The 14253-nt window shown below is 38.8% G+C and carries 14 protein-coding genes; 9 read left to right on the top strand and 5 right to left on the bottom strand.

Annotation, left to right across the window (positions count from 1 at the left end):
* Nucleotides 1-16 precede the first annotated feature (16 nt).
* A complete protein-coding gene (locus ACH11B_RS24320) occupies nt 17-988 on the top strand; it encodes a DUF1080 domain-containing protein (protein WP_013667714.1) in 972 nt (323 codons plus the stop codon).
* A gap of 79 nt (nt 989-1067) precedes the next feature.
* Here the strand turns inward: ACH11B_RS24320 and ACH11B_RS24315 are convergent, their stop codons facing one another.
* Nucleotides 1068-2081 carry a fatty acid desaturase gene (locus tag ACH11B_RS24315; protein ID WP_165447086.1) on the bottom strand — a complete coding sequence of 338 codons (1014 nt, stop codon included), beginning with the start codon at nt 2079-2081 and terminating at the stop codon, nt 1068-1070.
* Nucleotides 2082-2272: 191 nt separating this feature from the next.
* Nucleotides 2273-3013 (bottom strand): acyl-CoA desaturase, encoded by a 741-nt coding sequence (locus ACH11B_RS24310; RefSeq protein ID WP_130858407.1) that lies wholly within the window; start codon nt 3011-3013, stop codon nt 2273-2275.
* Nucleotides 3014-3497: 484 nt separating this feature from the next.
* Between ACH11B_RS24310 and ACH11B_RS24305 the strand changes: the two genes are divergently transcribed.
* The 7 genes from ACH11B_RS24305 to ACH11B_RS24275 all read left to right on the top strand — a co-directional run bounded on the left by ACH11B_RS24305 (nt 3498) and on the right by ACH11B_RS24275 (nt 9115).
* A complete protein-coding gene (locus ACH11B_RS24305; RefSeq protein ID WP_013667711.1) occupies nt 3498-3884 on the top strand; it encodes a hypothetical protein in 387 nt (128 codons plus the stop codon).
* 10 nt (nt 3885-3894) lie between these two features.
* Complete coding sequence (locus tag ACH11B_RS24300) at nt 3895-4029, top strand: hypothetical protein (RefSeq protein WP_013667710.1); 135 nt, start codon at nt 3895-3897, stop codon at nt 4027-4029.
* A 256-nt stretch (nt 4030-4285) separates the two neighbouring features.
* Complete coding sequence (locus ACH11B_RS24295; RefSeq protein ID WP_130858406.1) at nt 4286-5143, top strand: RNA polymerase sigma factor RpoD/SigA; 858 nt, start codon at nt 4286-4288, stop codon at nt 5141-5143.
* Nucleotides 5144-5295: 152 nt separating this feature from the next.
* The gene (locus ACH11B_RS24290) at nt 5296-5736 is read left to right on the top strand and encodes a cold-shock protein (protein ID WP_013667707.1); all 441 of its coding nucleotides are present in this window, start codon (nt 5296-5298) and stop codon (nt 5734-5736) included.
* 961 nt (nt 5737-6697) lie between these two features.
* Nucleotides 6698-6961 (top strand): hypothetical protein, encoded by a 264-nt coding sequence (locus ACH11B_RS24285; protein WP_013667706.1) that lies wholly within the window; start codon nt 6698-6700, stop codon nt 6959-6961.
* A gap of 324 nt (nt 6962-7285) precedes the next feature.
* The gene (locus ACH11B_RS24280) at nt 7286-8413 is read left to right on the top strand and encodes a sensor histidine kinase (protein WP_013667705.1); all 1128 of its coding nucleotides are present in this window, start codon (nt 7286-7288) and stop codon (nt 8411-8413) included.
* 3 nt (nt 8414-8416) lie between these two features.
* The gene (locus tag ACH11B_RS24275; RefSeq protein WP_013667704.1) at nt 8417-9115 is read left to right on the top strand and encodes a LytTR family DNA-binding domain-containing protein; all 699 of its coding nucleotides are present in this window, start codon (nt 8417-8419) and stop codon (nt 9113-9115) included.
* Here ACH11B_RS24275 and ACH11B_RS24270 read toward each other — a convergent pair.
* Genes ACH11B_RS24270 through ACH11B_RS24260 form a run of 3 tightly spaced genes read right to left on the bottom strand, consistent with a single transcriptional unit; the run spans nt 9112 to nt 12749 of the window.
* Nucleotides 9112-12168: a lantibiotic dehydratase gene (locus ACH11B_RS24270; protein ID WP_377610848.1), complete on the bottom strand. Its 3057-nt coding sequence runs from the start codon at nt 12166-12168 to the stop codon at nt 9112-9114. The genes ACH11B_RS24275 and ACH11B_RS24270 overlap by 4 nt on opposite strands.
* A gap of 12 nt (nt 12169-12180) precedes the next feature.
* Nucleotides 12181-12567, bottom strand: a complete 387-nt coding sequence (locus ACH11B_RS24265; protein ID WP_130858404.1) for a LytTR family DNA-binding domain-containing protein — start codon at nt 12565-12567, stop codon at nt 12181-12183.
* Nucleotides 12568-12593: 26 nt separating this feature from the next.
* Nucleotides 12594-12749 (bottom strand): hypothetical protein, encoded by a 156-nt coding sequence (locus ACH11B_RS24260; RefSeq protein WP_013667701.1) that lies wholly within the window; start codon nt 12747-12749, stop codon nt 12594-12596.
* Nucleotides 12750-13591: 842 nt separating this feature from the next.
* On the opposite strand from ACH11B_RS24260, the gene ACH11B_RS24255 reads away from it, so the two are divergent.
* Nucleotides 13592-14248, top strand: coding sequence for a TetR/AcrR family transcriptional regulator (locus ACH11B_RS24255; protein ID WP_377610846.1), 657 nt, complete (start codon nt 13592-13594; stop codon nt 14246-14248).
* The last annotated feature ends 5 nt before the right edge of the window (nt 14249-14253 follow it).

Below are 14253 nucleotides of genomic sequence, written 5' to 3'. Positions count from 1 at the left end.
ATTGAATACCATATTTATGAAGAAGAAACTATTTTTAGGCTTAGCATGTGGTTTATTGTTTGCTGCAATCGAGCCTTTTTGCGCACAGGCACAGGTAGCGCCTATCCACAGCAATGCGGTGCAAGGAGGGGAGCTCATCGGTCGTTGGGATATCACCGTCGAAGAGAATGGCAAACCGGCACCATCTTGGTTGGAAGTGGAGTTGTCGGGCTTTAAAACACTGGTGGGACGTTTTGTTAGTACAGGAGGTAGTGCACGGCCTGTTGCTAAAGTTAATTTTGAGAATGGAAAATTCAGTTTTGCTATTCCTCCACAATGGGAGCGCGAAGACCGTGACTTGGTCTTAGAAGGAACTGTATCGGGCGATCGCATTCAGGGGACAATCACTACAAGCGCCGGTGTAAAGCAGTCTTTTACTGGAGTAAGAGCCCCCTATCTAACAAGAACAGCTGAACCCGTTTGGGGAAAACCAATCGAGCTGTTCAATGGAAAAGATTTAACAGGGTGGACGGCACTTGGGAACAAAAATCAATGGGTAGTGAAAGATGGAATTCTGACGAGTCCGGAATCGGGTGCAAACCTGGTGTCGGAGAAAAAGTTTAACGACTTTAAGCTACACGTGGAATTTAGGTATAAAGAGGGGAGCAATAGTGGTGTTTATTTGAGAGGCCGATACGAAGTACAAATCATTGACAATCCAAAAACAGATCATCCCAATAGTCATTTGTTCGGTGGAGTTTACGGCTTTTTAGTGCCAAGTGAGATGGCGGTAAAAGGTCCGGGCGAATGGCAGAGTTACGATATTACACTGGTGGGGCGGATGGTTACCATAGTAGCCAATGGTAAAACGATTATTGCGAATCAAGAAATACCAGGTATTACCGGTGGTGCGCTCGACAGTAATGAAGGTGAGCCTGGTCCGATCTATTTTCAAGGAGACCATGGTCCGATTGAATTCAGAAAGGTTGTTATTACACCCGCAAAGTAGCTTTATACAAATAAAGATAGCCAGCCTCTTAACTAGATCGCTGGCTATTTTTGCCTCTCCAACAGGAGTAGTCGTTATTTTATGCCCCGTTATATCGCTTCATAAAAGAAGCTTTCGAATCATGGTAAGTGATTACGCCACCGATAAAGTGCAAGAACTTTATATAATACCAAGCCAAGTCTACCTGATGTTTTAAAAAGCCTGAACGCGCACTGCTCGGGTATAAATGATGATTATTATGCCATTCCCCTGCAACAAAACCTGGCCATAATTGATTAATTGACATATCTTTTTCGTTTAAATCATAGCCTTTTTTACGCTTATCTTTTCCTTTTCCATGTCCTTCATAATTAAACGTTCGCACGCCTATTGCCCAGAAAGCTGCGGCACCAAAGAGTGCGCAAGCCAGCGCATGACCGCCAATTAAATAAAATATACCGTACCATACCAGCCAATTTACTAAGCAAGCAGAGATAGCACGCATTGGATGTACAACTGATCCCCATTTCTGATACTTTCTATAGCAATTAGCTTTTACACCGGTGTGTGCCATTAGTTGCACAGTTTGCTTATATTCCTCTGCACTGAGGTCTTTAGCAATAGGTTGATGATTTACATCTGCTAAAAAGCAATATAAGAAACCGCCATTGGCATTATAAGGATCGCCCGGCTTGTCTGATTTCGCGTGATGCACGTGGTGCGAGATGGCATAAATTTCTTCGGGAATCATGCTGATCGTTAGGTTTTGTGTTAGCACCCGCCAAAATCGATTCTTAAAACGGTAGGCTTTGTGCGTGCAATACCGATGGTGCCAGATCGTTCCGTGCGTTCCCATAATGATCATGCTGTAAATAAACGCGGCAACTAATAAAGCGACGCTGAAATAGTTGAATATAAAAAGAAATAGCAGCGGAATCAGTAAAAGTACGCGAGCCCAGCTAAATAGAGGTAACCAATTTTTTTTGGATTGAAATATATTAATACGTTTTAAAAACTCGCGGAGTAATTGCTTGGTTGTAGGTTTACTGAAGGCCCCATCCCGATCCGTCCATCCATACGATGGCGGATCTAACACTTTATCTAATAACATCATATTTTTAATTGGTGTAAGGTACGTCTTTTAGTCGGTAGATTTTCAGCATAGCCCAAATCTTAACATAACTTAACATTTGCTTCTGTTCGGTACAATGATTTCGTTCCGGAAGCTGCATCGACACTTCGCGGCGCCTAGCACTAAACCGCCAAAAAAGCAATAAACCAGATCGTTATTCGGCTTTTAATGAGTTAAATTACTGGAGTAAGTTTGGGAAAGCGAATAATCCGAAGCCACTTCAACAAAACAATGATGGGATAAACAGGATCTATTTCATGCCAGCGATTTCCGAAATTTACAGATGAAGGATGCTTATGATGATTATTATGGTACGATTCACCAAGCATCAATACATCAATAACCAATAAATTTTTAGCGGTGTTTCGTAACCTGAAATTTATATAGCCATATTTATGCGCAAACCAATTAACGATCGCGCCATGAAACGCACCCATCGTGATTACAATAGGCAACAGCAAAAACCACCAATAGGTGTTGGCAAAAAATAGAAAAAAAGCGAAATAGGCAGCTACCCACAGAAGTCGCGATACTCCCGAATGTGCCCAGCGATCAAATCCTTTCCACTCAGGCAAGTTTTTAAGAAACCGTGTTTCTATCGGTTCTTTATTGTTAACAATATTCCCGTAAATATTTCGTGTACGCCACATCATACTGAAGATATTAGATGAGAACCGAGGAGAATGAGGATCTTTCTCGGTATCAGTATAAGCGTGATGCATGCGATGCATAATGGCGTAGGCTCGGGCGCTCATGTAAGAAGAACCCTGGGTGAGATAGGCGAAGATGAAAAAAAAACGCTCCCAAAACTTACTCATCGTAAAGGAGCCATGTGCTGCATATCGATGTTGAAAGAAGGTTTGTGAAAAAAGGGACAGATACCATAGTCCGATAAAAAAAATGAAAATAACCATAAAACTAATTGTGTAAATAAATCAAGAATGCAGAAAAAATTTGAAGCCCACTTTGGCAGTGTAGAAAGAAGGAAAGTGGTAACCTGTAGAATGCTAACTGTACTCTAAAATGTAAAGATAACTTTTTTGGTTGGTAATAACAAAAAAAAGCAATGATTTAAAGAGGGAGACTTAAAAAAATAAAGTGGTACAATTCATTGGTTGTCAATTATTTTATTACCTTTATTGCATATCTCCAAAAGAAAAGGGTAAAATTGGTTGATATAGGGCTACTAGGTAGCTCGAGGCTACAGATCATGAACCCTTGGAACAATACTTCTTTTTTTATCAAATTATTTAGCAATCGATATCGACTGAGCGGTAATTTTTAATAGAATAAGATCATTATGGTAATGAAGCAATGCATCTCATCATTCATTTTTTGAATGGATGCTCTGGCAAGTTCCTTCCTAAAAGAATATACTTTACTTAAAAACAATTTACGATGAAGAGCTATTATCGGTACTACCGGGTCTCAATAAATAATACCGAAATTACTGAGATGTCTTCGAATGATTTCACTCGGATTAATATGAAGCCTTTCAAGACAATTTGGAAAGACAACCATCCCGTGAAAGTGTATTATTCGTTAACCAATCAAGCATATTCGCTTACCGGAATGCGTTCTATTCAGCAGGATTTCGTTGATAAGATTACGGCGATGGAACATGCAAAAAGTGGCGCACTACATTACATATCATCTCTTATTGCACAGGCTGATGCGGTGATAGCAGTATTAAAGCAATACCGTATCGACCATTATGATGATCTAAACAAAAATTTACTTGAGGATAATATCCGTCGGTTAGAACGATTAATGGGAAATAATTAATAAATATACCATGAGCAGAGACAAAAAAACACCCAAAAGCACCGAGAAGAAGGGTTCTTCTGATTATCAAAACAGTAAAAAGACCTCTTCAAAAACAGAAATAATAACAACCGGAAAATCTAACTTAACAAAAGGAAAGAAGTAATAAGCTTAACAAAAACCATTATGCAGGAGGGAATAGTAAGAATTTTTAATGGATCTCGCGGTTTTGGCTTTACAATACCACAACGGGGAAAAATTCATGAAAACGATCAAGTTACCTACAAGGTAGTACAAAGGTCTAAAGGCCTAAGCGCCATCGAACTTAAGATAGCCTAAGCTATCCGCATATGTAAGAGCATTCTTTTTAGTCGAAGAATGCTTTTCGCTTTTAGGCATAACGTATCCGTAAAAAAAAATCAATGAGACAATTAAAAATATCCGATTCAATTACCAACCGTAATAACCGTTCCCTCAGTCTGTATTTAAATGAGGTTAGCAAGTTTGAATTAATCAGTGCCGACGAAGAAGTGTCTTTAGCTGAAAAAATAAGAGAGGGAGATCAACTTGCGCTCGAACGTTTAACCAAGGCCAACTTGCGCTTTGTGATTTCTGTAGCAAAGCAGTATCAACATCAGGGATTGGTATTGGAAGATCTAATCAATGAGGGGAATGCCGGCTTAGTAAAGGCTGCTAGACGCTTTGATGAAACGAAGGGTTTTAAATTTATCTCTTATGCAGTATGGTGGATTCGACAGAGTATCATGTCCGCTATTTCCATTCAGTCTAGAGCGGTCCGACTTCCGGGAAATCAGATTAGCAACTTGATCAAACTGCGGCGTTCCCAGGCTGAGATGGAACAACGCCTAGAACGCGAGCCGAGCGTGGAAGAATTAGCCGTCGAGCTGGGAACTACTACCGATCGTATTATTGCCTCTTTTGCAAATGCTGAAAGGCAGCTGTCGATAGATGCTCCATCAGTATTCTCGGAAGAAGAGCGATTGTTGGATAGTTTAGCTAGTTCAGATCCTGCCACTGATCAGCAACTGATTCAAGACTCGCTCTTTCTGCGGATTGATTTGGTGCTGAAGAAACTTTCATCACGTGAACGGCAAATTCTTACCATGTTTTATGGATTAAGCAATAGTGAGCCGCAAACGCTGGACGAAATCGCCTATCAGTTAAAACTTACACCGGAGCGTATCCGGCAGTTGAAAACAAAGGCGCTTCTACATATTAAAAATTCGTCTTCGGGACGCGATTTGTTGCAACATCTTTAGCTTATATGCTCTCCTTCATAGGAGATGTACAAATATTTTCGTATATTTGACGAAAACCTCACTTACTCTGTTTCCGGTCTCCTTTTTCCGCAGGTCTCCTTTTTCATTGTAAACACGGTCAATTTCATTTATTAATTCATAAATAATAACGTATGGGTAGAAGTCAAGAAACATTCAGAAAGAAAGAAAATATTAAAAAGCGCGAACAAAAGAAAAAGGATAAAGAGCTAAGAAAGGAAAATAGGAGTAGTCAATCTGACAAGGGAAAATCGTTGGAAGATATGTTGGCGTATGTGGATGAGAATGGAAACTTGACTACTGAAAAACCTGCAGAATTTAGAAAACAAAAGATTAACGTCGAAGAGATCCAGATTAGCACACCCAAAATGGTGGAGGAAGACGATGTGCATAAAGGAAAGGTGAAGTATTATAATGAACAGCGTGGTTGGGGCTTTATTAACAACGAATTTGGAGAACGTGTGTTTTTCCTCATTGCCGAGGCACCTGCGTCTATCAAAGTTGATGATGTTGTGAATTTCAGAACCCGAAAGGGACCTAAAGGCTTACAAGCCTACGAAATTCAGGTGGTATAAACTATAATCTTATGAACTAGCTTGCAATGGGCCGAATACCTAATAAAACGAAAGAAAATTTCTATACCTCAAAACAAAAGCTAACGTTGAGGGTTAATAGACAACAGTTATATCGCATTAAACACCAATGCTCAGCCTTGCCGTCGCGATGACCGCAAGGTTTTCTTTTGAATGGTTTACAAGCAACCTGTTTGTCAGTGGTTTATTAAACGGATCCGCTATAACCGTAAAAGAGTAATCGAATTTTTGCGCGTATGATAGTTGATGTTGCAGAAGTGGGCGTTTACTGCCAGCTTTGTTAAAATATGTTAATCATTTTGCAACATTGTCTCTTTAATGCGATATTTGTGTCATCATAATTTAGGTTTATAATTGGTTAGTAAAGGCCTTCAATCTCCCCGGTTGAAGGCTTTTCTTTTTTCGATACATGGTTTTTCGGATCAAGCAAAAAGGTTGCGGAAGAGAAAAGCCGATCTTGAGATTTTAGGGAATACGGTTTATGGATAAGCTACAGCTATATAAACCTGCGTATGGGCGTATGCTTCGGAGTAATTGACACAAACTAAGTTTAATAAAAGCGAAAAGCCCGGCTTTTGGGATCGCCGGACTTTTCTAATCAACCTAAACCTGTCCTTCTACTATCAAATCTTATGCCGAAAGCTGAATACACATTATATAGGACTTTAGCAGACAAGCTGTCAGGGTGAATGACATTTTATTCGCTTCATTGAGAGACGCTTTCCATGTGGGGTTGTTATGTAGCTGACACAGATTTTCGTGTAAGGTAGGGCTGTTTATGTGTAAATTTCTTTCCCTGAAATTAGTGGTTCCTTATTTTTGCTATAAATAAAACAGAAACAAAGTCGTATCATCAACAGAGGCCATCTCCGATTGAAAAGTGATCGTCATAACTGCATTACAAAGTTTATGGTTAGATGCCATCTGCTTTCTAAATCAAAACATGAGAAATAGAATATCCTATATATTGATCTGTCTAATCATTGTTTTACTGTTGGGACCTAACTTTTCCCTTTGGTTGCAGCATGGAGGTTTGCAGTTTGGACAGCCCTTCTCTTACCTCGAAGTGCAGCGTTTTGTATCTTCTCATGGTACAGATACATCTGTAGGTTTAATCCCTACCAATCTGTTTATTGATATGATGCTAGGGCTCGTCTGCTTTTTGCTATACGTACTCTGGATGTTTTTACGTAAAAAAAATGTCTAAACGATTTAATAATCATACTTATCTTATGGTGGACAGCATCCCCCATGTACGTTATATCGATCTGATAGATGGAACGATAAGTTAAGGGAGCGATTTTACATCATAATAAAAGCCGCTTTCTCAAGCGGCCTTTATTAAACTGTGCTGTAAAGTATGCCCTCTTGTCGAGAGTTTCGCTAAAATAACCAAACCGTATTAGAATGGTCTAAAAATAGTTGTTCAAGAATGGGAAACTATTTGCTAAACTATTTTATTTTTAAGCATTCCGATATAACGCATTTTGGAAATAAAGCCTATTTTTATGGCACTTAACCTGTCAATAAGATGAATGTTAGTGAGCTACGTATTCCAACGTCAAGTGACTCAGTATTTTCGCGGCTGGGTTTACGTTTAGCTTATCATAGTCTCTTTTGGCTATTAATCGCTGTAGTTTATTATTTTAACTACTATAGATTGATCGGTAACGCCGAGCACGTATGGATATTTGTAATAAAAGAGTTATTAGTGGTGATGATTGCTTTTTATTCACTATCTTCTCGAAAAGTTGTGTCTGTTTTCTCCAATCCACGTGGTATCCCTTTTGTGCTGTTATGGATAGCAGTCTTGTATGTAATTTGGGCCTTAACAACTTACGCTGCATGTTTTATCTTTCAGGCTACATTCAAAAACTATGGACCGAGATTCGGTAAGTATCTTGAGCTTGTACTGACAGATGGACCTTTAAGTATAGTGAAGAATGTTTACATTTTTGTGCTTGATTTTATCTTTCTTATTTCACTCCCCGTTGGGCCGAAATTCGTGAAAATCATGTTAGAACAAGTACTTACTAAAACAAGGCTAGAGCGCGACAACCTCGAGCTTGAGCTTAATTTTCTCAAGTCGCAGGTAAACCCACACTTTTTATTTAATACCCTAAACAATATCTATCAACTACTCGATACGGATTATGATAAAGGCCGAGATATGGTTCTGCGTCTTTCGACGTTAATGCGCTATACGCTATACGAATCCCAAAATCATTTTATTCCCTTACGAAAGGAACTCGAATTCCTTAAAGATTTTATAGCGCTTATGCATATTAGATACGGTGAACGCGTGCAGATCGAAGCGTATATTACGGATATAAAAGAGCCTTATAAAATCAGTCCATTGATGCTTATACCATTTGTGGAAAATGCTTTCAAGCACGGACCGGATAAAAGCCCTAACAATAATTTCGTTTACATTAACATTGACGTAAACGACGATTGGATATTTTTGCAGGTAGAGAACGAAGTAGAATCTACCCAACACATCGCTAAACCAAATGATAGTCAATCCGTAGGAGGGGTGGGTATGTCCAATATTCTCCGAAGATTGGACTTACATTATAAGGACAAGTATTATTTGTCCTATGGGGTACAAAAAAACGTATATTCAGTACATTTGAAAATTAATCTGAAATCTAATTGAAATATGCTACGATGTATAATAATTGAAGATGAACCGTTGGCGAGAAAAGGCATAAGTGAACATATCACTCAGATCCCCTTTGTAAGTTTGGAAGCTAGTTTCGAAACGGCGATGGATGCAATCGTTTTTTTAAGCAAAAACAACATCGATGTGGTCATTTCAGACATTAATATGCCTGGTATTAATGGGGTTGATTTCCTGAAATCGCTATCTAAAAGACCGCTTTTCATATTTATTACAGGACGAGCAGACTATGCATTGGAAAGCTTTGAATTGGAAGTATTCGATTATATACTGAAGCCTTATTCATTTGAAAGGTTATTCAAGGCCTTATCGCGAGCACAGAGCCATCTTACTCGAAATGATGTAGTAGAAAAAGTGCAGACTGGTACGTTTGCTATTAAAGACAATTATAGGAACTATCTGGTTCCCTATCACGAAATACAATACGTAGAGGGCGACCGGGAATATATCAGAATATCCACAACTGAACGGGAGTTCCTGATCATTTACTCATTAAAAAAAATCACCAACGACCTACCACAGGATGTGTTTCTGAGGACCCATAAGTCCTATATTATCAATAAAAACTTTGTGCGAGCAGTCGATCCGGACAAGATCATTATGAGAGGGAGTATAAAAGATATCCCAATAGGTGTTACCTATCGGGATGAGGTTTATAAAAAATTAGTGAATCACTAACTTGGACATAGTTCTCCTGTCGTAATTGCAAAGATGGTAGCGCTTTCATTCTTCGATCGAGCTATCCTTGATCGGTAATTTTTAGCCAAAAAGCTATATAGGACCATTTCGTTGGCTCGCTGATCCGAAAAGAAAAGTCGGTTAAAAAACATATGGCAGATGCTTCCAATTAGCTTATTTACCTCAATCTTATTTGGCTTCCATTTTTGTAATATATGGGTAATACCTTGGAATCGCTTTTCAAGAAGATCTTTCGCGAAAATCCAGGAAGGCTCTTGATGCCAAAGCAGAGCATCAATGGAAGCGGCATGATTTCGGTAATTTAGATTCATCTTTTTTTGCTTTACCTTATCAATTTTAAATTCTCTGGCCAGCGCTAAACTCCATTCTTCAGTTAATTCGAAACGTTCTGATAGATTTATTCCGAAAGCGTTAAATAGTTGATCAACGGCCTTTAATCCAAAAAGCCATCGCACATTTACGTCGTCCTTGGGCAGCGTTGCCAAAAAATCCAAAACAACCGCTGAATCAATTGAGAATATCGATTCGCAATGCTCGATATTATCAACGCCATAACGTTCAAGTTCTCTCACATATGTATCGTATTGAACTGTCCAAATTTTGTTTTGAGAGGCCAAATGTTCCATGGTGAAGCGTAAAATTTCTCGTAGTTTATTATAAGCCTTTTTACTGTTATTGGGTGCGTGTAGGCGCAAACGGATATGGAATTCGGGGTCATGATAGCGCGTAAAGAAACACTTATCGATGAGTTGCCATTCTTTAAGCTGTCTAACTAAGTTCATGATATCTTCAGCCAATATTTCATCCGCAGTTTTCTGTGGACAATAAAGCTTTATATAAATCCATTCGCTTCCAGGCAAGAAACTCCGTTTCACTTCCTTGTTCTTCAACGGGGTCATTTCGATGAACGCGCACTTTTTTACAATCGATTTGAAAGGAATGATAATTTCGTTAACAAAAGCATTACCGTTTGTATCCTTAATAATAGTGCTATGGTGCACTAAAGACTCATATAATATTACATCCCCTAAAGCCAGTTTGTCTTTCAATAACTGCATTCCCCAACTGGTTCTGATGTCAATGTATAATTCATTGTCGCCTTCAGCGATCAATATTTCGTTCGGTAATCGTAGATCCTTTTGCAGCTGCCTAAACCAATTTATATCGAACTGGCGCCTTTGCTTTATATACCAGCGCGCGCGAGATAAGATAAGATGTTTATAGCTGATTCTAGGTAAGAACGGAGCCATTTTATATTTGTCCCAGTTCCAATAGATGGAAAAAGGGGTGTCTTGATATTGCAAATCGCATAAAAATCGATAAACGGAGATTCCTTGTCTAAAATTGTGAGCGCAACTCAACCTTGGAATAACCCTTTTGTCTAGTTTTTTGGAGAACAAAATAACCTGGTTGTTTCTCACAGTTACTGTAAGGTCCGAAAGAGGGATTTGTTTTTTATTTTTTGTACAAGTAAGTCCCAATACGGGTATTTCATAACTGTACAGCTTCGGCCGCCGCAAGATGTTACCTACTTTATTCTCCGGTATATGTTTGATATCTGCCAGAATCACATTATCAAAGCATTGTTCTTCATAAATAGCGCAGCTTCGAAGGTTATTCTTCAGCGCCTCGTCCATATAAGCAAAGCGCGACATCAAATTTACTGCTGACGATCCACTACATGCGGCTAGGTGAAATTGAAAATTGCCGTTATCCAAATCCTCTACTTTTTTTGTCAAAAGATTGCCAATGGCGTAGCAGGTCGGCGCAACAGCACTGTTCTCCTGTCTCTTTTCCAAAAGAGGATAAATTGTTTCCAGATCTATATGCCGTGAACCAGAAAACAACGCATTAGTCATCACTTGTTCTTCAAGCGTAGATGTGAGCTGTTTCTTACCCTCGCTTATATCCAGGTTGTTAATTAAAGGATGTTCGCTTTTATATTGATTATCGAGGTTTCCATAGCCGATACCCAAATCCCCATCAAGTACTTCCAGCAGTGGTACCTCCATCATCTCGTATCGCCTTTTAAATTTTTGAATAAAAACCTGCAGTTCTTGTGGTATTGATGATGTAAACAACGGATGTAGCTCACACAATTCTCTAGCTATTAGCTGTATTACAGATTGTTTCAGGTTGACCTCCTTTGCGATGAATTTTTTATCAACCTGTGGTAGCACAACGTTGAATGGGAATTCATCTAAGGTAGCTATTCTGTTGGGGCAAGATGACAAAGTTAATAGGTCTCGCATCTCTACAACTGCGGCATCCGTTCCCTTTAACTTATGAGTAAGCTTGTGAATATCTTGGTCTTCCAAAATCGTGGGCTCTAATTCCGATATTAGAAATTGATTATCTAAGAGCTTAGATAGATAGGCTGTTATCTCGTTTCTCTCAATATCAAAGTCCATAAGAAAGGTTATGAGTTCACTGAAAGTTCTCCCTTCCCTGGCATAATCATAAAGCAATTTCAATAAAGGGTTTATCTTAAGTTTAACCTGAAAAAAAGTCCTTTTGTCTTTTACGGTTTCAAAACGTATATACCTGAAATAACCGCCTACTGCGTAAATACTATTATTCGTGTAGAATACAATGTCGTTTAGCCAATCCTGACTTTGTTGTAGCTGATGAAGTTGACGCATCAAGTGATCTAGACTCACACGAGCATAGATAGTTGCGTGCCCTGTAAGCGTTAATGTACTCGTATTATCATTGATATGCCCCATGCAGACACCGGCAAAACTACCAAAGGGAGTAGCGCGAGAAGCCATGCGAGAGACATATTTATACAGAGTAACCAGTAGCTTTAGATCTGGCATATATCCATTCTCTAACCAGCTAAGATAGGTATGATAGAGATCTTTGCTGGCAAATGAAATAGCTTCCAATACTTCCGGATTACGACTGAGCAAATCATGTAGGTTTTCGGCTAGGCTGGCCGTATTATCGGCATTGATCCTTTGAATTTCCTGCAATGGTAAACTTGGCAATCTTAATAAAAAGAAACCAAAATGTTCAATATTACTTAACATCGCATGCAGAGTCTACTGGAAGTGTCCTATTCCTAACAAAAAGTCAATGCATTCATTGAATTTTTCAAGCGAAAAGGGCTTCAATAATTCATAAACCTTATTATTGTTTTCTATTTCTTCTTTATTTCTGAAGTGGGATAGGGGTGAAGCAGATGTGTTGATAACAATTGAATTAGGTGAGATTTGATCCAGTATTTTGTCAACATCGCCATCAAAACCAGGTGTTTTGAAATCAAGGAAGATGATATCCGGCGTAATTCTTTTTATAATCACATGAAAATCGTACACATTATCAATCGTAGCTACCAACGTTAAATCGGACCGTTTACTGATATAGCCCTTGAGCATTTGTACAGCGAGCGGCTCATCCTCCACGATAGCGCATATCAAGCATCGCATATTCCTTTATTTTAGCAAGGTGAGTATTAAATGAAATTCGATGTGGTAAAGGTCATGCTGCTCACTGTTTCGTCACCATCTCGAAGATGCTGGTTACTTTCGCGCGGTGCGTCTATAGTGCAGATACACTCTGCTTCGATTCTTAAATAACTTTCTAAAAGACTTTTGTTAAACTTTTCCATGTTGTTTATAATTTATCCTAGGCTAATTTGAGGGGAATGAATTTGATAGGCATGTTTATTTAATCAACCGCCTATCTTCTTATACCAACTTGCATATACGCTCAACATCGTTTTGCCAAGAATTTTTGCTACCAAGTTGGTATGAAGAAATCTGTTGCTCGTGACGACTTATATTAGGTATTTAATAAATCATCAGTCAACCACAAATTCATTTTAGTGTAGAATAGATAATTCGGCTTCTTTAGTGCTTGATGTGCGCAATTGTCACCCGTTCTTTTAGGATATAACCGAGGTATTTTCTGTAAGTTATTGATTATCTGTTGTAATAAATGATTTTATCAACAAAATCAGAAAAGTGTAGCAATAATTTAATGAAAGTGATCTGCATCTGGTGGAGGCTCGTTCAGAGTGATTATAATACTTACATTTGCTCAAGGATATTTCATATTGAACAATATATTATTGTCAATTTGGAACATGATCGAAGGTATTCCAGTACTATGCTGTTTATTGAAAATTGGCTAAGAAAGTGTTATGCTCTCGCTTCAAACTATGTCTACCCGTAGTGAATACGGCAAACTTTCCGAAGAGAAACAACATTACATCAGCAACGTCTGGTAGCCGTTTGAGAAAGTCAGTCTGTAGACTGGATACCATTCGACGTGATATGAGGCCAAACCTAAGACAAATTAACTAAATCGAAGTATAAGCTCGCATGGCTCAGCATGCGAAAAGTAGACCAAGAAAACGAATTGATAGATGCTATAGCACTGTTCGTAAAGTTAACTGTTAATTGCAAGGCAAACCATGCAATTTCGTGTACACCTATAGATAGGGTTACGATGGAGATAGAGAAAAAAAACGCACAGCGCACAAGAGCTATTATTTTAGAGGCAGCTGCCAATATCATACGAGAAAAAGGTCTTCAAGCACTAAAAATAAGTCGTCTCGCCGATAGATCCAAATTCACCCGGTGGACGATCTATAATCATTTCGGTAGTTTAGATGGTGTAAAAAAAGAACTGTACAGCCGACACGACTACCTTATTGCGAACTTACCCCAAATAGTCGCTTTAGCAGCGAGACAGGAGGAAGCCATGCGATTTGAACTCTTAGCGCACCTTATCGTTCAACATTTTGATGCACTTATGAGAGATCCCCTATACCGAGAATTCGCAGTTGCCGAATTTATGGGAACAGATGCTGCGATCGCGAAAATGGTATCGGCTCGTGAACGACGCATGTTGAAGATGATGAAAACATCCGAATTAGCTGACTCAACGGGAAAGCCGTTTCTCCTCGAGTTTCTATTCCCGATTATTTTAGGTGGTATTACGTATATGGCGTTTCAATACAGAATAGGTGGACATGCTTCTTGTTTCGGTGTTATGTGTTTGCAGAAAGAGTTCAAAATAAATTTGAGACAGTTTTTAATATATTTAATAAAAACCGCTATTAACGGTTTAGATGGAGATATAGCTAATCAACAAATGACCTAGTCGTA

It is taken from the genome of Olivibacter sp. EAT-5, assembly GCF_044784325.1.
In the GTDB taxonomy this organism is placed as follows: Bacteria; Bacteroidota; Bacteroidia; order Sphingobacteriales; family Sphingobacteriaceae; genus Olivibacter; species Olivibacter oleidegradans.
Note: the sequence above shows the minus strand (reverse complement) of the source record. Positions and strands in the feature narration are given on the sequence as shown.